Source organism: Hymenobacter cavernae (genome assembly GCF_014641455.1).
Classification (GTDB): domain Bacteria; phylum Bacteroidota; class Bacteroidia; order Cytophagales; family Hymenobacteraceae; genus Hymenobacter; species Hymenobacter cavernae.
Genome location: NZ_BMHT01000006.1, coordinates 153,240 through 173,070 on the forward strand (window position 1 = coordinate 153,240; position 19,831 = coordinate 173,070).

At 57.8% G+C, this 19,831-nt stretch carries 16 protein-coding genes; 11 read left to right on the plus strand and 5 right to left on the minus strand.

What is annotated here, in order from left to right:
* Positions 1-163: 163 nt before the first annotated feature.
* Entirely contained in the window at positions 164-370 is a 207-nt protein-coding gene (locus tag IEX74_RS16640) for a hypothetical protein (RefSeq protein ID WP_188815145.1), read from the minus strand.
* A gap of 419 nt (positions 371-789) precedes the next feature.
* Here IEX74_RS16640 and IEX74_RS16645 point away from each other — a divergent pair, with 419 nt between their 5' ends.
* Entirely contained in the window at positions 790-996 is a 207-nt protein-coding gene (locus tag IEX74_RS16645; RefSeq protein WP_188815146.1) for a hypervirulence associated TUDOR domain-containing protein, read from the plus strand.
* Between the two features lie 172 nt (positions 997-1,168).
* On the opposite strand, the gene IEX74_RS16650 is transcribed toward IEX74_RS16645, so the two are convergent.
* Complete coding sequence (locus tag IEX74_RS16650; RefSeq protein ID WP_188815147.1) at positions 1,169-2,737, minus strand: amino acid permease; 1,569 nt, start codon at positions 2,735-2,737, stop codon at positions 1,169-1,171.
* A 203-nt stretch (positions 2,738-2,940) separates the two neighbouring features.
* Here IEX74_RS16650 and IEX74_RS16655 point away from each other — a divergent pair, with 203 nt between their 5' ends.
* The 5 genes from IEX74_RS16655 to IEX74_RS16675 all read left to right on the plus strand — a co-directional run bounded on the left by IEX74_RS16655 (position 2,941) and on the right by IEX74_RS16675 (position 11,751).
* The gene (locus IEX74_RS16655; RefSeq protein ID WP_188815148.1) at positions 2,941-3,396 is read left to right on the plus strand and encodes a DUF4890 domain-containing protein; all 456 of its coding nucleotides are present in this window, start codon (positions 2,941-2,943) and stop codon (positions 3,394-3,396) included.
* A gap of 322 nt (positions 3,397-3,718) precedes the next feature.
* Complete coding sequence (locus IEX74_RS16660; RefSeq protein ID WP_188815149.1) at positions 3,719-5,095, plus strand: MBL fold metallo-hydrolase; 1,377 nt, start codon at positions 3,719-3,721, stop codon at positions 5,093-5,095.
* A gap of 162 nt (positions 5,096-5,257) precedes the next feature.
* The gene (locus IEX74_RS16665) at positions 5,258-6,481 is read left to right on the plus strand and encodes an exonuclease SbcCD subunit D C-terminal domain-containing protein (protein ID WP_188815150.1); all 1,224 of its coding nucleotides are present in this window, start codon (positions 5,258-5,260) and stop codon (positions 6,479-6,481) included.
* 157 nt (positions 6,482-6,638) lie between these two features.
* Entirely contained in the window at positions 6,639-7,583 is a 945-nt protein-coding gene (locus IEX74_RS16670) for an aromatic alcohol reductase (protein ID WP_188815151.1), read from the plus strand.
* A 736-nt stretch (positions 7,584-8,319) separates the two neighbouring features.
* A complete protein-coding gene (locus IEX74_RS16675; protein ID WP_188815152.1) occupies positions 8,320-11,751 on the plus strand; it encodes an AAA family ATPase in 3,432 nt (1,143 codons plus the stop codon).
* A gap of 265 nt (positions 11,752-12,016) precedes the next feature.
* On the opposite strand, the gene IEX74_RS16680 is transcribed toward IEX74_RS16675, so the two are convergent.
* A complete protein-coding gene (locus IEX74_RS16680) occupies positions 12,017-13,090 on the minus strand; it encodes a DUF6687 family protein (RefSeq protein ID WP_188815153.1) in 1,074 nt (357 codons plus the stop codon).
* A gap of 156 nt (positions 13,091-13,246) precedes the next feature.
* On the minus strand, positions 13,247-13,582 hold the full coding sequence (locus tag IEX74_RS16685; protein ID WP_229755340.1) for an HNH endonuclease family protein: 336 nt from the start codon (positions 13,580-13,582) through the stop codon (positions 13,247-13,249).
* 224 nt (positions 13,583-13,806) lie between these two features.
* On the opposite strand from IEX74_RS16685, the gene IEX74_RS16690 reads away from it, so the two are divergent.
* The 4 genes from IEX74_RS16690 (at position 13,807) to IEX74_RS16705 (ending at position 18,012) form a co-directional block, all read left to right on the plus strand.
* Positions 13,807-14,250, plus strand: a complete 444-nt coding sequence (locus IEX74_RS16690) for a hypothetical protein (RefSeq protein WP_188815154.1) — start codon at positions 13,807-13,809, stop codon at positions 14,248-14,250.
* Between the two features lie 151 nt (positions 14,251-14,401).
* The gene (gene trxA, locus IEX74_RS16695; protein WP_188815155.1) at positions 14,402-14,710 is read left to right on the plus strand and encodes a thioredoxin; all 309 of its coding nucleotides are present in this window, start codon (positions 14,402-14,404) and stop codon (positions 14,708-14,710) included.
* A 126-nt stretch (positions 14,711-14,836) separates the two neighbouring features.
* Positions 14,837-17,179 (plus strand): TonB-dependent receptor, encoded by a 2,343-nt coding sequence (locus IEX74_RS16700; RefSeq protein ID WP_188815156.1) that lies wholly within the window; start codon positions 14,837-14,839, stop codon positions 17,177-17,179.
* A 2-nt stretch (positions 17,180-17,181) separates the two neighbouring features.
* Complete coding sequence (locus IEX74_RS16705) at positions 17,182-18,012, plus strand: DUF4249 domain-containing protein (RefSeq protein ID WP_188815157.1); 831 nt, start codon at positions 17,182-17,184, stop codon at positions 18,010-18,012.
* Positions 18,013-18,115: 103 nt separating this feature from the next.
* Here the strand turns inward: IEX74_RS16705 and IEX74_RS16710 are convergent, their stop codons facing one another.
* Positions 18,116-18,943 (minus strand): purine-nucleoside phosphorylase, encoded by an 828-nt coding sequence (locus tag IEX74_RS16710; protein ID WP_188815158.1) that lies wholly within the window; start codon positions 18,941-18,943, stop codon positions 18,116-18,118.
* A 238-nt stretch (positions 18,944-19,181) separates the two neighbouring features.
* Here IEX74_RS16710 and IEX74_RS16715 point away from each other — a divergent pair, with 238 nt between their 5' ends.
* A complete protein-coding gene (locus IEX74_RS16715) occupies positions 19,182-19,793 on the plus strand; it encodes a PKD domain-containing protein (protein WP_188815159.1) in 612 nt (203 codons plus the stop codon).
* Positions 19,794-19,831: the final 38 nt, after the last annotated feature.

The window sequence follows — 19,831 nt, forward strand, 5'->3', positions numbered from 1 at the left end:
CACGCAAAACGACTGGACTGGGCCGCAAGTTAGCCGAAATCCGGCCCATGCTGGTTTCTCTTGGTGTAGCGACTGGCCAAGCCCATAAAAATGCCGCGCTTTCTCCGGTTGAAGAAAGCGCGGCTTTAATAAGGTAAACCGTTTAGTAAAGCTTCTTTACATACTAGCGGCTAGCGTTGCTGATGTACTTGAAGCGCACAAATCGCTCATTTTCGTAGATAGCGGTAAAATGGCCGCCTTCCGCTTGCTTATTTTCGTTGGCTTTGCGGTCAGCTGCCTTAGCAGGAGCAGGTGAGGTAGGTACGGATGGATAAGCACCGGGCATCACTCCGGGCATATGGCAGATGAAGGAAAGGATTTTCGACGCCATGAGTGTAAGAAGTTGGTGTTTAAAAATAGGTGAGGCAGTATCTGGATTATTGGAAGCCTAATTGTGGCTGAGGAAACAGCACCTCTGCTTGAATAATCCAATCTTTTATAAGACGAATCAAATGTAATCATATAATTATTTAGTAGGATGATGCTTAGGTTAATTTTTTCTTGCTTAAGTGAAAAATACGTATTTACGCGTACTTATTATCCGTGTTCATACGCAGTTTCTACCGCAACCTATTAGCTTCAAAAACGTAGTACATAGGCTGTTATCTGCTTCAAAAAGCCTCCGGATCACGCTTTTGGATAACCCTTAGGCCTTTTCCTCAGTAGCAGGTCTAGGGAGCAGCTTCCGCGAATTGCCTGCGGTTTGCGCAACAGTACCTCTCCCCTAGCATTCGTCCATTCTTCATTTCTATGCGCAAAGGCACCCAAGTCACCTGGAAATACGGTACCGGCACGGCCACCGGCAAAATCGAGGAAGTACACAAAGAAGCAGTAACGCGGAAGCTGAAGGGCCACGAAATCACCCGCAACGGCACCGCCGATAATCCCGCTTTCGTGATTGTGCAGGAAAACGGCGACCGGGTTCTGAAGCTCAAAAGCGAAGTACAAACCAGCTAAGTCTGGGCACGCTTCTTTGCGAACCTAGCCACCTAGGTCTGAGACCGTTTGGTGCAGGCTACAGCCCTATTGGTGTTACTTATAAAGCCAAAAAAGCCGCTCCTGAGAAGAAGCGGCTTTTCTATTTTGTAATACTTATCGCCCGATTGCAGGGCGTTTTTCGGCTGGGAAGCTAGTCTTTGATGAAGGCTTGCTCTTCCATTTCGGTGGGCACTACTACCTCGCCTTTTTGCAGCTTGCTGTTCTGGCGGCCGTAGATGAAGTACACGATGAAGCCCAGCAGCATCCAGCCCAGAGCCACTTTCAGGGTGAAAGCATCCAAGGCCGCAATCAGGAGCAGGCAGATGATAGCGCCCATGATGGGCACCAGCGGAAAGCTAGGTGACGACAGCGGCGAGCGGAATGGTCGCGGCTGATCGGGGTCGGAGCGGCGCATAATCCAGACGCCGATGCTTACCAGCACGAAGGCCAGCAGGGTGCCAAACGAGGTGAGGTCGCCGGCCAAAGAGCCCGGCACGAAGGCCGCAAAACCACCCACGAACACCATCAGCATCAGGTTCGATTTGTAGGGCGTATTGAACCTAGGGTGCAGCTCCGAGAAAGCCTTGGGCATCAGGCCATCTTTCGCCATCGAGAAAAATACGCGGCTCTGGCCCATCAGCATTACCAGCATTACCGACGAGAAACCGAGCAGAATGGCAACCGTTACGGCCGTGCTCAGCCAGCCGTAGCCGGGCATGTGCTCCTTAATAGCGTAGGTTACGGAGGCTTCACCACCCAGGGCCGGATCGGCAAATTCGCGCCAGTTGGCCACGCCGGTCAGTACGTGCCCGAACAAGATGTAGAGCAGCGTGCAGATAATCAGGGAACCTAGGATGCCGATTGGCATGTCGCGCTTAGGATTTTTGGCTTCCTGCGCGGCCGTGCTCACGGCATCAAAACCGATAAAGGCAAAGAACACGATGGCCGCGCCGCCCAGAATACCGCCCCAGCCGTGCTTGTTCCATTCGGTATAGGTGCGCACTACTTCGCCAGCGGCGTTTTTCACCGGCTCAGCATTCTCCGGAATCAGGTAAGGCGTGTGGTTGGCGGGGTTGATGAACTGCCAGCCTACGGCGATGAATACCAGCACGATCAACACCTTCAGGATTACCACGATGGAGTTGAACAGCGCCGACTCCTGCGTGCCTTTCACCAGCAGCAGGCTCAGCGCCACAATCACCAGCAGGGCGGGCAGGTTGATGAGGCCATGCTCCGTCACACCGTTCACCACGGCACTTTCGAAGGGCGAGTGGCTTAAATTATACGGTAAACTGGTGCCAAAGACCTGCAAGAGCTTGTTCAGGTATTCGCTCCAGGCAATGCTGACGGTGGCCGCGCCAAGGGCATATTCCATGATCAGGGCCCAGCCGATAACCCAGGCCACAAACTCGCCCATGGTGGTGTAGGCGTACGTGTAGGCCGAGCCGGCAATCGGAATCATGGCGGCAAACTCAGCGTAGCACAAGCCGGCGAACACGCACCCAATGGCCGCTACCACGAAAGCCAGGGTTACCCCTGGCCCGGAGGCCTGCGCGGCGGCGGCGGCGGTCCGCACAAACAGACCCGCCCCGATAATGGCGCCCACCCCCAGCGCGACAAGGTTGCCCGCGCCCAAGGTCCGCTTGAGCGTACCGTGACCCGTGGAGTTGGCCTCGCCTAATAGCACGGCCAAGGGTTTTTTGGCGAAAATATTTGCCATACAGTAATAAAGAAAGAATGAGATGTGGTGAAAGGAAGTTGAGCGCATCAGGGCACAGCCCCCGGCCCGGCTCGAATATAGGCGATAATCCGCATTAGCGTGGCGTTTGCCCACTACAAAGCAGCCGCGGACGGCAGCAAATTAAACCTTCGCCGGGTAAGCGCATCCAAGCTCCCGAAATCAATTTCAAAGACACCATCCCTATGAAAAAGTTGCTCATCCTTTTCGCTGCTTTTGCCCTCACGACCGGCGTAGCGTCTGCTCAAACCGATAACCTAGGTGGCCAGGGCAGCATGGCCCGTGGCGGCATGGGTCGCGGAATGCAGCGCTCGCCCGAGCAAATGGCGGAGGCGCGCGCCAAACAGCTCACCACTCAGCTAGGTCTGAACGCCGAGCAAACCGAAAAAGTACGTCAGCTGACGCTCACCCAAGCCCAGCAGATGCGGGATATGCGCACCAAAGCCGCCGGCTCCGACGACCGCACCGCCATGCGCAGCAACATGCAAGCCGCTCGCGAGCAATACGATACCCAACTCAAAGGCATCCTGACACCGGAGCAATATACCAAGTATGGCCAGCTGCGCGAAGCCCGTATGGGCGGCCAGGGTGCGCAAGGCAAAATGAAGATGAAAGAAGACAAGGTAAAAGTTAAGAGTTAACCTAGCTTTGTCATTCTAATGCAAAAGCCCCGGCCAGTTGGTCGGGGCTTTTTTGTTGTTAGGGTTAGGCGACTTCCGGCTCACTAAGGGGAGATTGTGACGCCGGCGGCAACCTCCACTGTAGTTATTTTTGCTTCCCCGACCGTAAAACGTTTGGTGGGAAGACTGTATATTAAGGTCGTAGATTTTACTGAAAGCCTACATACTCAAGTACATCCGCAATTTTCAGCTTTTGGATCCTTCGCCGTAAGCGACCTTGCGTATATTTGAAGTAGTCACCTGCTCCTACGCGGAGCAGTGCTCCCCACCACAACCAACCACCATGAGTCCTCTGCCTAGTAGTAGTACCTCCGTACAGATTCAGCAGTTTTATGATAAAGGCCTAGCCCATGCCAGCTACGCCGTCCGTTGCGGCCGCCAGGTAGCGCTCATCGACCCGGCCCGCGACCCCCAGCCTTACTACGATTTTGCCGACGAGCACGACGCTCGCATCGTCGCCGTTATTGAGACTCACACCCACGCCGACTTCGTTTCCAGCCACCTGGAAATAGCCGAGGAAACGGACGCTATTCTTTATTGCAGCAAGTTTTCCAAAGCCATCTACAGGCACGAGCCGTTCGACGACGGCGACCGGATCAGCCTGGGTTCGGTGGAGCTGCACGCCCTGAACACGCCCGGCCACTCGCCCGACAGCATCTCGGTGCTGCTCATGGATGACGGGGCGCAAACCCGCGCCGTGTTCACCGGCGACACGCTGTTTGTGGGCGACGTGGGCCGCCCCGACCTGCGCGAAGACGCAACCCTAGGTAGTTATCAGCGCGAAGAACTCGCGGCCCAGCTCTACCGCAGCACCCGCCAGCGCCTCATGTCGCTGCCGCCGGCCACGCGGGTGTACCCGGCGCACGGCCCCGGCTCGCTGTGCGGCAAAGTGACCAGCCCCGACCTGGATAGCACCATCGGCAGAGAGCTGAAAACCAACTATGCGCTGCAACCCATGTCGGAGGAAGAGTTTGTGCGCGTAGTGCTGGAAGACCAGCCTTTTGTGCCCAAGTATTTCCCCTTCGATGTGGAGCTGAACAAGCTAGGTGCCCACCCGTTCGAAGACAACGTGCGGGCTGTGCCGCGCCTGCAATCGGATGCGTTGCTGGCCAATGATGCGCTTGTTGTTGATACGCGCTCCGCCGCCGCATTTCGGGCCGGCCACGTAGCGGGCGCCATCAACCTGATGGACGGCGCCAAGTTCGAAACCTGGCTAGGTTCGGTTGTTGGTCCGCGGGAAACGTTCTACCTGATTGCTGATTCGCAGATTGCGCTGGATACCGTGATTCGCAAAACCGCCAAGATCGGCTACGAAACCAACATCCGCGGGGCGCTGCTCACGCCTGTCGAGCTGCCCGCTACCAGTCCGGAGCTGGACCTGGAGCACGTACGCCAGCGCCCCGACGATTTCACCATCGTGGATATCCGGAACTACGCGGAAAGCAAGCAGCCCATTTTCCCCGTTGCGCTTCATATTCCGCTGCCCGAGTTGCGCGAGCGGGCCCGCGAAGTACCTGTTACGAAGCCTATTCTGGTGCATTGCGCCGGCGGCTACCGCTCGGCAGCGGGTGCCAGCATTTTGCAGGCCGCTTTGCCCGGCGCCACCATCTACGACCTAGGTGAGGCCATCACGGAGTTTCAGAAGCAGCCAGTGCATTAAAGGAGTTGTAGCGCGAAGCTCCTGCTTCGCGTATCGTTGAGCGATGAAGCTAGCACGATAACCTAGGTGCCGGTCGTTCAACGATACACGAAGCAGGAGCTTCGCGCTACATCGTGCTAATACATTATTTTTGAAGTTGATTTACCCGCTTCAATCCCTGTTATGCGAATTCTTCACACCGCCGACTGGCACCTAGGTCAGCGCTTTATTGGCGGCAATGAGCGCACCGAGGAGCACCGGCACTTTCTCACCTGGCTGGTGCAAACGGTGCGCGAACAGCGCGTAGAAGTGCTCGTGGTGGCCGGCGACGTATTCGATACCGGCTCGCCTTCCAATGCCGCGCTGGAGCTTTACTATAATTTTCTGCTGCAAATGCAGGCTACCGATTGCCGCGACATTGTGATAGTCGGCGGCAACCACGACTCGCCGGCCACGCTCAACGCGCCCGCTCGCCTCTTGCGCCATCTGCGCGTGCACGTAGTGGGCTGTGTACCCGACTGCTTTGAAGATCAGGTCATTGTGCTCGATGACGCGCAGGGCAAACCCGGCCTGGTGGTGTGCGCCATCCCCTTTCTGCGCGACCGGGACGTGCGCCTCTCCGTGCCGGGCGAATCGGCGGAGGAGCGCGAAATCCGCATCCGCCAGGGCATCGCCGACCACTACGCCCGTGCCGCCGAGGTGGAGCTGGTGTGGCAGCTTAAGGAAGCCGGCGTGCCCGTGCTGGCCACCGGCCACCTCTACGCCGCCGGGGGCGCCGCGTCCGATTCGGAGCGCACGATTCACGTCGGCAACCTAGGTCAGGTGTCGGCCGAGCATTTCCCGGCGGTGTTCGACTACGTGGCGCTGGGCCATTTGCACCGGCCGCAGCGAGTGGGCGGCCGCGAGCATATCCGCTACTCCGGCTCGCCCATTCCGCTGTCCTTCTCCGAAATTGACCACGGCAAGGAAGTTTTGCTGCTGGATTTCGTTGCGGAAGGCGTTCAGATCGAAGCGCTTGCTGTACCCGGCAGCCGCCGCCTAGCGCGGTTCCACGGCACGCTGGAAGAAGTGCTTTCCAAGCTCACCACCTACGACAACGCCGGCTACCTTTTCCCCGCCTGGATCGACGTGGAAGTGCGCTCGGAGCTAGGTCAGACCGAGGTGGCCGAGCAGCTCCTGAAGGTCATTACCACCCTCGACCGCACTCAAATAGAAGTACTTAACCGCCGTCACCTACGCCTGGTAGCACTGCGTCCTCTGGATGAGCCGGAGCCGCTCACCCGCAGCCTCCACGATTTTACGGAGCGGGAAGTATTTGAGCGCCGCCTGGAAAGTGAGCCGGAAGAAGCCCGGGCAGAATTGCTGCGCACCTTCGACGAGCTGCTGGAGCTGATGCGGGAAGCGTAGCGCAGACTACAAAACCTAGGTCACTCCACGGCTGAGTTTATTTTCGTTCCTCTCATAACTTTCACTCTGGTAGCGCTGTATTGTCTTCTCACGATGCTAGCCTGAAGCAGCTGTAAACCAGCAAGTAGCTTTAAGTCAGCTTAAAAGAAGACGTTTGATGTCGACAGCGCTTACAACAGATCATTCGAGTAACACGGCCACGGAGCCAATTACCATTGTGTTGGCTGGCGCTACCGGCGCCCTGGGCCTGCTGATTGCGCATCACCTACGTCGTCGTGGCGCCGCCGTGCGGGCGTTGGTACGACCTGGTAAAGCCAACACCGCCGAAGCCACCTCGCTGCGCCTGCAAGGAGTTGAAATAGTGGAAGTTGACTACAGCAACGCGGCGCAGCTGACGCAAGCCTTCGCGGGCGCTAATTGCGTGGTATCAGCTCTGTCGGGGCTGCGCAAGGTGATTGTGGAAGCCCAAACGCGCTTGCTCGATGCCGCCGTAGCAGCCGGCGTGTCGCGCTTCATCCCGTCCGACTTTTCGGCTGATTTCACCCGCCTGCCCGAAGGCTCCAACCGCAACTTCGACCTGCGCCGGGAGTTCCAGCACCGGCTCGATCAGGCACCGATTCAGGCCACCTCCATCCTCAACGGCATGTTCATGGACCTGCTGAAAGGACAGGCGCCGGTCGTTCTGCAAGGTCCGCGCCGGGTGGTGTACTGGGGCAGCCCCGACCAGCCGCTGGATTTCACCACGATGGTCGACACGGCCAAGTTCACCGCTGCCGCCGCCCTCGACCGTAGCACCCCTAGGTATTTGCGCGTAGCCGGCGAGGTAGCCACCATCCGCGAGCTGCAAGCCGCCGCCAGCGAAGCCACGGGTCAGCAATACAAGCTGTTACGAGCCGGAAGCCTAGGTTTTCTTGCCGGCATGATCAAAGTAACCCGCACGCTGGCACCGGCCAAAAACGAAGTATTCCCGCCCTGGCAGGGCATGCAATACCTGCACAACATGCTTTCCGGCTTAGCCAAGCTGGAATCGCCGTTGGATAATGACCGCTACCCGGATATCAAGTGGACGAAAGTGCGGGATTTATTGGGGGTGAAGCGGTAGGCCGAGGCAATGCTGCTTATAAAACCAGCAACGCCACCTAGGTTGCCTAGGTGTCGTTGCTGGTTTTAGCTTTTCCACTGTCACTTGATGCCGAGTAAGTTGAGCATCGAGCCATGCCGCGTTAGCAGTTGGCAGTCTACCTAACACCAAATCAATAACAGCGTTGCTATCTGCTAAATATCCCGCTCCCATTCGTTTCGAATTTCCTGTAAGTATTTGTCCCACTCTTCGGCTGCTTTTGGGGATATAGCAGCCAGCGCACCGGCCCACTTGCGCGGCGAGACAGGAATATTCGAAGCGGGTGCGTCGGTCACAACTCCCACTACCCGCACGTCTTTTTACTGGCGCAGCGCCTCTACGGCGGCCTCATTCGGAACTTCTACTAATACCAAGGTCATAGCGCTGATGCTTTTAGCGGAAGATACGAAAGCCACTGCAATGATGGATAACGCCTTCATTATGCAAGAGTGCTGGCTAGTAGAATTCCCGCGTTCATGCCAACGCTTATTTTAGCAGAATCTTCACTACCAGCCACCTAGGTTATATTTCTAACCGGAACCTAGGATGACGGCTGCACAGTTGCCGCCTATTCGCAGTAACTTCGTGGTTCGAGTGGCAGTGGGTTTGTTTGGATAGTAGTAGCACAAGCCTTTCAACTTCGTTGTTGCACGCCAAACACGACCAGCCGCTACGTTCGCAATCATTTTCCGGCTCCTTCCCAAGCCGGCTTTCACCTATGAAAATTCTCCGCGTCCGCTTCTTCAATCTTAACTCTCTGCGCGGGCAGCACGAAGTCGATTTTGCCAACTCGCCCCTGGTCGATGCTGGCCTGTTTGCCATCACCGGCGCGACCGGCGCGGGCAAAACCACCATCCTCGACGCCATTACCCTAGCCCTCTACGGCCAGGTGCCGCGCCACGACGGCAGCGGCCCCGAGCAGGTGATGAGCCACGGCACCGGTGAAAGCTGGGCGGAAGTGGAGTTTGCCGTGAACGGCAACCTGTACCGCGCCAAGTGGGGCCAGCACCGCGCCCGCAAGCGCCCCGACGGGCCGTTGCAGGACTCGCGCATGGAGCTGAGCGAGCGGCGCGTGGTGGAAGGCGAGGAAACGTGGCCTTTCCTGGAAACCTACAAGTCGAAGGTACCCAGCAAGGTAGCAGAGCTGAGCGGCCTAGAATACCGGCAGTTTTTGCGGTCGGTGCTGCTGGCGCAGGGCGAGTTTACGCGGTTTTTGAAGTCGAGCCCCGGCGAGCGGGCGCAGCTGCTGGAGAAGATTACCGACACGCGGAAGTACTCCGATATTTCCGTTTTCGCCTTTCGCAAAGCCAAAGAAGAGGCGCAGCAGGTGGACGTGCTGCGTGCCGGGCTGGCCGGCGTAACATTACTCTCCACCGACGAAGTAGCAGCGCTGGAAGCCGAAGTACAAGAGCTGCAAAAGCAGCTAAGCACCGCCACCGCTGAGCAGCAGCGCCTCGCTGAAGCGCAGAGCTGGCTCAAGCGCCTGGTCGACCTCACGACCCAGCAGCACCGGGGTGAGCAGCAGCTTACCGAGCTGACTGCCAGGGCCGCAATGCTCGTGCCCGTGCAGCAACGCCTGGAAAAGCATACGCAGGCTCTCCCCTTCCGCACGCCGTGGGCGTTGTTGCAGCGCGCCGAAGAGGACATTCAGAAGCTCCAGCGCAGTGCCGACGAGCTGCGGCAGCAGTTGCCGCCGCTCCAGCAACACCTAGCCTCTGCCGCGCAGCTGCGCACCGCCGCCGCCGAGGCCCGCGAAGCCGCCCTGGCTACCCAACAGGAACAGGAGCCGCGCCTGCGCGAAGCCGAACAGCTCGACTTACTGGTGCGGCGCGACGAGGAACAGCTTCGGCTAGCCAAGCAGGAATACGAGCAGAAGAATGAGCAGTGCAAACGCCAGAAGACCGAGCTGGATCAGCTCACGGCCCAAACCAAGGGCTTCCGCCAGCAGGCCGCGGACCTAGGTGCCTGGCTCAACCAACACCGCCCGCTGGCCGAGCTGGCCGACACGCTGCCGGAGCTGACGGCCCACCTTCAGGATTGGGACCACCTACGCAGTGAGCTAGGTCAGTTGGGCCAGCGGCAGCAGGAGCTTCGACAGCGGCAGCGCCAAGCCACTGAGGCAGCGGCCAGCTATCAGCAGCAAGCCACCCTTGCGCAGCAGCAGCTCGCCGACCTAGGTGCGCAGCAGCAAACCGCCGCCACGCACCGCGACCAGTGGCTGCGGCGCCTGCACCACCACGCGGCGCAGCTGCAGCGCGATTATCAGGCGCAGCAGCAGCACTGGGACGATTTGCGCCGCTCCATGCAGCTTCAGCAACTCATTCTTTCGCACACCGAAACGCGGGAGCTGCTGACGCCGGGCGAGCCGTGCCCCGTGTGCGGTGCCCTTGAGCATCCGTTTGCGGCGGGCTTGCTGGGTGTCAGTGAAGAATCATTGGCGCGCGACAAGAACCGCGAGGAGGAGCTAAGTCAGCAGGTGCGGGCCCTGAACACGCGCCTGAACCGCGCCTCCACCTACGTGAACATGCTGGAGCAGGCGGGCGGTCAGCTTGCGGCCACTACGCCCGAGATTCTGCCTCTGCTGCTGGAAGCCGATGAAAAAGCCGCGGCCGACGAAGTGAAAGCCGCGGTGCAGCGCCTGCGCGAGCTGGAGCAGCAGCGCCCCGCCGCCGAAGTAGCGTTGGCGCAAGCACGTAGTCAGCAGGAAAGCGCCGCCCGGCAACAGCAAGAATATCAGACGGATGCCGCCAACGTAGAAGCTAGCCTTCGCGACGCCGAGGAGCGCGTGCCGCTGGTGAAGCAGCAGATCAGCAGCCTGCTCAGCAGCTTCGGCTTGCGCTTCAACGAGGAAAACGGGCGCGAGCTGATTACGCGGTGCCGGCAGCTCAGCGCGGAGTTTGAGCAGAAAAAAGCCAACCTGGCTTCCCTGGAAAAGCAGAGCGAAGCCAGCGGAGCCACGCTGAAGGAATTGGAGAAAAACCACGCTGAAACGCACCAGTGGCTGCGCGAAAACAAGCAAGGGTTACTAGATAAACACGCAGCTATTCAGCAGCAAAAAGCGCAGCGGCAAACGCTATTCGCTGGTGCTGACGTAGCCGCCGCTCGCCAGCACCTGGCCGACGAAGTGCAGCGCCGCACCACCGAGCTGGAGCGCCTCACCCAGGCCCTAAGTGAGCAGCAAACCCGCCTAGCCCGCCTCGACGAGCAGCTTCGGCAACGCGAACAGGATGCCCAACAGCAGCAACAGGAGCGCCAGCAGCAACACGCTGCCTTAGTAGTGGGCCTCGCCGCCGCCGGCCTCCCCGACAACCCAACGGAGCTAACCACACTGCTGCTCCCTGACACCGAAGCGCGCCGCCTCACCGATGAGCTTCAGGCCCACGAGCGCGCCGTGGCTGCCACGCAGCAGCGCCTCGCCGAAGCAGCCCAGCAGCTTCAGGCGGAGCAAGCGCGTGCGCTAACGGATGAACCCTCGGAGACGATCAACGAAAAACAAAAAGCCAACAGCGAAAAGCTAGCATTGCTCAACCAGCAGCTAGGTCAGCGGCAGCAGCGGCTCACCGATCATCACCGGGGGCTGGAGCGGCATGCGCAACTGGCGGTTGCCCTGGAAAAGCAGCAGCAGGAAGCCCGCCGTTGGCGCGGCCTCGCCGACCTTATCGGGGCGGCTGATGGCAAGAAGTTCAGCGAGTTTGCGCAGGGCCTTACCCTGGCCCGCCTGACGGAGCTGGCCAACCGCCACCTGCACCGCCTCAACGACCGCTACCGCATCACGCGCAACCCCGACGAGCACCTCGACTTGCTCATCATCGACCACTACCAGGCCGACAGCACCCGCTCCATGAACTCGCTTTCGGGCGGGGAAAGCTTCCTGGTGAGCTTGGCCCTGGCCCTAGGTTTGTCGGAGCTGGCGGGTCATAAAACGCAGATTGATACGCTGTTCATTGATGAAGGCTTCGGCACGCTCGACCCGGATGCACTGGATGTTGCACTTTCTGCCCTCGAAACCTTGCAGGGTTCCGGCAAAATGATCGGCATCATCTCGCACGTCGACGCGCTGAAGGAACGCGTGACCACGCAGGTGCAGGTGCGCAAAGGTGCCGCCGGCGTCAGCTCGCTGCGCGTCGTTGGGTTTGGAGAAGCTAGCTAGGTTTACGAGACCGTCATGCTTCATCTGGCGTCTGCTTGTCGAAGCATCTCTCCCACCTCGCTGCGGACGCCAGAACCCTGTAGAGACGCAACATTTTGCGTCTCCTCGTTGAACGACCGGCCTTGAACAACCTAGGTAAACAACATCAGCAACGATTGAGACGCAAAATATTGCGTCTCTACAATCGACAGGCGAGGCAGTAGAGAGGCTTCGACAAGCGGACCCCAGTTAGCCTAATTTCCCATAAACCTAGCTTTCTATTCACCTACAAAGCCACGGCATTCACGCCGGTTTCGCGGATTTCGGCCCAAGACCAATAGCGCTTCGGCCTGATGGCGGCGTAGCGCTGCTTGAAAAACGCTACTACTTCCTGCTCAGCTACTTCTGCTGAAATTGAGGACGCATATATCGGGCGCTGATCGGGGTCGGCGTAGCGCTGGGCTTTGTTCAGGCCTTTGCCGGAGAGACGCAGCAGCGGCCCCGTATCGGTCACGGGGTCGAAGGTCCAGCGGCGGGCGCTGGTTTCCAGCGCGTTCAGCCGGGCCGCTAAGCCATCGAGCGGCAGGCGGGGCAGCGTGGGGCGCGACTCCAGGTCAATCCAGGTAGTGTATTTATATTCAAGCTCATAGCGTTGCCCGCTGTAGCAGCTCAGCACAATATCGAAGCCGGCAGTCGGGCCGAACAGGGCGTAATACGGCAGCGGCTCCGGCGTATGCACCACGATCAGACCAATGTCAGGGTAGCGCGTGTAGTGCGTGGCGGAGCTTTGCATGATGGCCCTGGCCGCGCGCATGCGGTTGTATTCCGGCTCCCATTCGGCCCGACCTAGGTCTGGGTTTTCCAGAATCGCACCAAACGCCGGCAGAAACCACTCAAACTTATCCGCTGAGGCTTCATCTTCCCGGCGGCGCACAGCCGGCGCTCCGAACGGCGGGTAAAACAGCTCCTTCTCCTTGGCATTGAGCCAGCAAACCAGCTTCAGCGCCTGCTCGGATAGCGGATTATTCCAGTCCAGCTCCCGAAAATCACCTAGCGTAGCCGTCAGACGCAATAAAGCTTCATGCCGCAGCGCCGCCTCGGGGTGCAGCAGGCTCCAGACGCCCACAAAGCCATCCACATCGAAATGATTGGCCGAAACGGCCGCCGCTTCCAGCCCCGGCGTAGCGGGCGCGTGCAAAGCGCGCAGCACGGAGCCGGCGCTGGTATCGTCGCGCAAGGGCTCGGGCGTAGCGGCTCCGCGCCAGTGCGCTAACACCAGCGTGGCACCCAGACCGGTGCTATCTACCAGAATAGTAGGTTGTTGCCGAAGCTGCGTGAAGGAAACGAAATAGTGAGCCATACTTTAGTTGAAAGCCTACCCAAAGCTAGGTAGCGCCGTGTTAGTAGGCCTGTGGGCCATTAAGTAGTACGAAGTCAGAAGCCTACCAGCCCGAATATAAACGACGTATGCGCTTGTCTACCCGAACACCTAGGTAGCTCGACCTAGGTCGAGCGGCTACGAGCGGCGGCTCCTACGGTTGGAAATGTGCTCTACCCGGCCGCGCCGTACCCAGTGCAGGTACTTCTGCAACTCCTCCGCCTCGCGCAGCGCTTCGATGGTGCCGTATTTGCGGGCCAGCTCCCGATTGCTTAGCAGCAAATGCACGGTGCTGTGGCAGGGTTGGCACAAATCGGCTACGGGCCCGTAGCGGCCTCCTTCCTCGCGCGGCACCAGGTGGTGGCGCGTGACGTGCCGAACGTGGCGCAAACACAGCTGACACTGCGGCTCCGCACTCGATTTTGCGCTGATTTCGCGGATCTGCTCAGCACGAGCCGCACGACGACGTGGCATAAGCAGTATAGATTCGGTAGTAATAAACCGGTTTTACTAAGTATTTTTTCAAAATGTTCGACCTTTTCCTATCAACTTATCAAAGCACCTAGCTTCTGGACGAGCTTTTCGCTCCTGTTTGGCCAATATTTTGCTTTCGGTTTATACGGGTGAAGCCCGGCGGGGTATGCGCTAAGCCGGCCTCATATCTTACCCTTTTGTCAATCGTCATTCTTCTAGCTGTTATGCTCAACGTTACTTCTGCTTTCCCCTCTTTGTTTGCCCATGCTTGCCGAACGGCGGGCCTGCTCCTCGTGCTGTTTCTGCTCACCCCCACCACTTCCCACGCCCAGACGTGGCAAGTCTCGACCGATCCTTACGTAAAGCTAGGGGTGGTCGATAAGTTCGGGGCCCTGGGTAGCTACACAGCCAAATTCATCGTCACAAACCAAACGACAGGCAAGGAGTTTATCCTCACCAAACAGATTCAGTCGCCCGATAAAGGCATTGATGTTGTTTTCCCATCCGAAGCCTCCGAGGCGGAGTATTTTGCGACCAGCACCGGCGAAGCGGCCAGGGCCGCCCCCGGCAAATACGTCTGGGAATGCCAAGTGAAGGGCAAGAAAGTGGTGAGCGGCCACTTCAACCTTGCCGCCGCCGGCAACGACATAACCGTGATTGAGAAGTAACCTAGCTTTGCTTTCAGGCAGGCCCGGCGCATGAGTGCCGGGCTTTTTGCTTTTCCGGTGTTCCTTTTGCGGGCACTTTTCGTATCAGGAAGTCCTTATAAAGTACGCGCCTGCCGCGTATCTGTTTTTGCGTTCCTAACCTAGCTTTACCATGCCTAAGAAATCTTTTGCCGAGCTTATCAGCAGCCCCGGAATGCCGGTGCTGGTCGATTTTTACGCCGATTGGTGCGGCCCCTGCAAAACCATGGCTCCCATCTTGGAACAGGTGGCGGCGCAGCACCAGGGCAAAGTGAAGGTGATAAAAGTGGATGTCGACCGGAATCAGGCGGCGGCTCAGCAGTTTCGGGTACAGAGTATTCCCACGCTTATCCTGTTCCACAAAGGCCAACCGGTGTGGCGACAGGCGGGCGTTGTTTCGGCGCCGCAGCTCAACCAGACGCTGAGTTCCTACGTGCAATAGCAGCCTTGCGCCAGCGCCGCCGGTCACCGCGCGAACGTTATATCGTATTGAAAATACGATAAATAGCAGCAGCCAACGTTAGGGAAGCGCGTCTGATTACCTTTGTGTGCTTTCCTACCAGTCCTGATGCGCCTTCGATTTTTACCGCTCGTTCTTTTTATTGGTTCACTGCTCGTGGGCGCGCCTCTGGCCGGTTGGGCACAGGTGCGCTTCACGTTGAGCGGCTACATCCGCGCCGCCGACTCGAAGGAGGTGTTGCCGGGCGCTACGGTGGCCGCGCCCGCGCTCGGCCTAGGTGCCACCACCGACTCGACGGGCTTCTACTCGGTGGCGCTGCCAGCCGGCACGCAGAATCTGGTGGTTTCCTTTATCGGCTACCAAACCCTGACGCGCACCATCACGCTGACCAAAAACCAGCGCCTTTCCTTTAGCCTGCCTGCCTCCACAAACGAGCTGGGCGAAGTGGTGGTGCAAGGCTCGGCCACGCTGGAGCAGAAGCTGCGCGCTCCGCAAATGAGCGTGGAACACCTCACGGCCACCGAGGCCAAGCTGCTGCCGGCGCTGTTCGGCGAAGTCGACATTCTGAAAACCTTGCAGCTCAAGCCCGGCGTGCAGAACGGTGGCGAGGGCACCAGCGGCCTGTTTGTGCGTGGCGGTTCCGCCGACCAGAACCTGTTTTTGCTGGATGATGCGGTGGTGTATAACCCTTCCCACTTGTTCGGGCTGTTCTCAGTGTTCAACTCGGATGCCGTGCAGAGCGTGGATTTGTACAAGGGCGGCTTCCCGGCCCAGTTTGGCGGCCGCTTATCGTCGGTGGTTGATGTGAGGACCCGCGAGGGCAACCCGGAGAAGATTGGTGTCAGCGGTGGCATTGGCCTCATTTCGTCGCGCCTGACCGTGGAGGGGCCGATTAAGAAGGGCAAAGGCTCTTTTCTGGTGTCGGGGCGGCGCACGTACTTCGATGTTTTCACGCGCCAGATCAACAAGCTGAACGACAGCGACCCCGACTACAACCCTATCCCGGACTACTACTTCTACGACTTCAACCTGAAGGCCAACTACAAGCTAGGTGACCGGGACCAGGTGTTTCTGACCGGCTACCTAGGTCGCGATATCTTCGGGTTTAACAGCACCAACGGCTTCAACTTCGATTTTAGCTGGGGTAACACGGTGGGCGCACTGCGCTGGAATCACGTTTTCTCCCCGAAGTTCTTCGTCAACACCACCGTCTCAACCACCGGCTATAAGTACCAGATCGGTAACAAGCTCGATCAGTTTGGCTTCGGCATCTCGTCTGATATTAAGGATCAGGCCATTCGCACTGATTTTGATTATCTCCTGAACGACCACCACACTTTCAAATTTGGCGCGACGGTCACGAATCATCAGTTCGGTGTTGGCCGCCTGAACGCCAACAGTGGCGACGGCACGCTCAATATCAACTCCGACGTGGCTTATACCGGCCAGGAGGCCGCCGTCTATGCTTCCGATAACTTTCGGGTGAACAAAGACTTGCAGCTCGATTATGGTCTGCGGCTGACTGGCTTCCAGAGCGGCTCCGACCACTACGGCGGCATCGAACCTAGGTTGGCGGCGCGTTATTCGCTTACTGACAAGACATCCTTGAAGCTGAGCTACGCGCAGATGTACCAGTACGTGCATCTGGTCACGAACTCCGGCGCGACCTTACCCACCGACATCTGGTATCCTTCGCGCCTGAATGTGAAGCCGCAACGCTCGCAGCAGGTGGCTACCGGCGTCAGCTTTCTGCTCGGTAAGGGCAAGTTTCTGCTCACGGATGAAGTGTACTACAAGTGGGCCAGCAATCAGGTCGATTTTCGCGACGGCGCCCAGCTTTTTGCCAACTCCGACCTCGACGCAGAGTTTTTGTTCGGCAAAGGCTGGTCGTATGGCAATGAGATATACTTAGAGAAAAAAGAGGGCCGCACAACAGGCTGGATCGGCTACACCCTGGCTTGGACGAAGCGCAAGTTTCCACCCCAGCGCGGCACTACGGGCATCAACAACGGCGCGACTTTCTACCCCACCTACGACCGGCGCCATAATCTAACGGTGGTCGTGCTGCACCAGCTCTCCACGCGCTTCAACCTGACGAGCTCGTTCGTTTTCTCCTCTGGCAACCCCACCACGCTGCCGCAAAGTCGCTTTATCTACCAGGATACCTACGGCTCCGACTACTCCGTGGTGCCGATTTATCCGGAACGCAACAGCTACCGCCTGGCTTCCTACCATCGCCTCGACCTAGGTATCGTGTACAAGTTCCGGCCGCGGCACGGCGAGCGGGATTTAACCCTAAGCATCTATAATGCTTATAATCACCGCAATCCGTATTTCGTCTACTTCGACCAGATAAAGGACGAGGAAACCAACCTGATAACCGGCTACCGTGCCCGCCAAGTGTCGCTATTCCCGGTAATCCCGGCCCTGACGTACAATTTCAAGTTCTGAGCATGATGTTCTCCACCCGGCTTCGTCTTCTCGCCCTGGTACCTGCTGTATTCGCGGCCGCAAGCTGCGGCTTGCAGAAAGACATTGATGTAGAGCTGCCCGTCGGTCCGGCCCAGATTGTGGTCGAATGCTACCTGGAAGACGGTGTGATACCGCGCCTGACGGTGACGGAAACTGCTCCTTATCTATCTACTACTGAAGAGATAAGCTTACCCGACGTAGCGGTGGTGCTTACCTTGCCCAATGGCACCCGCGACACCCTACAGTACGCGCCCGGCCAGGATCGGCGCACCCGTAAGATCTATACGCACATCAGCAAGCGGCGCCTGTCCGCCAGGCCCGGCGACACATTTCAGCTCGATATCACCGATAAGCAGGGCCGCCACCTGACCGGCACTGCCACCATGCCCACTGCCATTCCGATTCAGGCCGTGGAGTGGGAGTTTAACGACAAGCCCGAAGATCAGCGCCAGGCTTACCTCATCACGCGTTTTCAGGACCCAGCCAACACCGCTGATTTCTACCGCTTTCAGATTCACAAGAGCCGCATCAATACCGATCCGGAGAGCGACTACAGCGTGGACGACCGGCTCACCAACGGCCAGCTGGTTACCCTAGGTACCAGCTACCGCTTCAACCCCCAAGACACACTCATTGTCACGCTCTACCACCTCGATCAGCCATACTACCAGTTCATGCAGTCGGCCGACGATGCGCGTGATGCCAACGGCAATCCGTTCGCCCAGCCTTCCGCCGTCAAGTCAACCGTGCAGGGCGGCGTAGGCGTGTTTACGGTGCTGAACTATCAACGCAAGACGTTGATATTGAAGTAATTAAGAATACAGCAACTTAGAAGTATCAACAGCCTCTACCCTAAGTTTACGGAAAAGGCCGACAGTCAAACTGCCGGCCTTTTCTGTGTTAAACGCTCGAAAACTATCCTGCCGCTTGCCGCGCAATAACTGCTTTGAATAGCGCCGTGAGGCGAGGCTCCGCGTCGGCGGCGGCACGCAAGATGTCGGCTAGCGCTACGGGTTTCAGCTTGCCGGGCGCGCACAGATCCGTAATAACCGACACAGCCAGCACCGGCAAGCCAGCGTGGCGGGCGGCAATGACTTCCGGCACCGTGCTCATGCCCACGCCATCGGCGCCGATGGTGCGCAGGTAGCGGTATTCGGCGGGTGTTTCGAGCATGGGGCCGGGCAGGCTGGCGTACACGCCGCGGCGCACTTTATCGGCAAAACCTAGCTCACGGGCGGCGGCTTCGGCTTGCAGCAGCAGACCTAGGTCGTAGGGCTCGTACATATCCGGGAAGCGCGGGCCTAGCTCATCCAGGTTCTTGCCTACCAGCGGGTTAGTGGGTTGCAGGTTGATATGATCCTCGATCAGCATCAGGTCGCTGTAGTTCATTTCGGGGTCGAGGCCGCCGCCAGCGTTGCTCACGAACAGCTTCTTGATACCCAGCAGCTTCATCACGCGCACCGGAAACACTACCTGCTCCATCGAGTAGCCCTCGTAGTAGTGGAAGCGCCCCTGCATCACCAGCACCCGCCGCCCGGCCAGCGTACCCGCCAGCAGATTCCCCGAATGGCTTTCCACCGTCGACACCGGAAAATGCGGAATATCGGCGTAGGGCAAGGTGTGCTCAATCGTCACATCCTTCACCAACGCCCCAAGGCCAGTACCTAGGATAATCCCAAACTCGGGTTGAAAGTCGCCGATCTGTTGGCGGATGTAAGTAGTTGCTTCGCGGAGCTGCTGCATAAAAAGGAAATGGTGTCTGCAATAATACAAATTGTCGACCCTGTCTGACGCTATTGTATATCTTTTGTAGTGGTTGCCTTACTACTATCCTAGCTATGTAAGTACACTATAATTTATATATTCACCGTTTCTCCATATACCGCCTTCCATACACATATACCATGAAATCAGACTCTTACTTCTAATATCCGCTACCTTACTCACCTCCTGTGATGACGATGATACAGAATCTAACGCATTGACTGTTGCAGCATTTGACTTGCCGGAGAGTAGTGAAAAAGGAACTACTGTGTCTTTCCAAAACAAATCAAAAAATGCGCCCCGATATATGTGGAATTTTGGAGATGGTGGTACAGAGCAAGCGGATAACCCAACTCATGTTTACAATTCGACGGGCGTGTACTCTGTTAAGCTCAAGGCTTTTGGTACAGTGAAAAATGATTCTATAACCAAAACCATCACGATTAATCCTTATGACATTTTTGCTCACACAGATTTGCATTTTGCTGGAACCTACGCTTGCAAAGTAGTGCGTGCGAATATTGTATATGGCGGTAGTGTCACCAAGGTTCGTTTGCCCGACCAAGAGGTAAGCATTACGAAAGAGAGTAATAGTACATTGAACTGGAATACCACTAAGCTCACTTATTTGCCCTCAAACCCTAACTCTCCTCAACTTCCTGACGGCTCGAAGTATACGTTTAGCTTTCCATATGGACCTACTTCTCCCCGTTTCGAAGCTTATGCCAGCTTCTACACCGCTGGTGATAGTGCAAATTTTATTGCAAGAGAGATTATCAGCCCTAGTGGTCGTACCGAGACAACTTATTACGGAAAACGACGCCCTTAGCAGTCCTTTATAAAGCAAAACGCCTCGTTTATAACGAG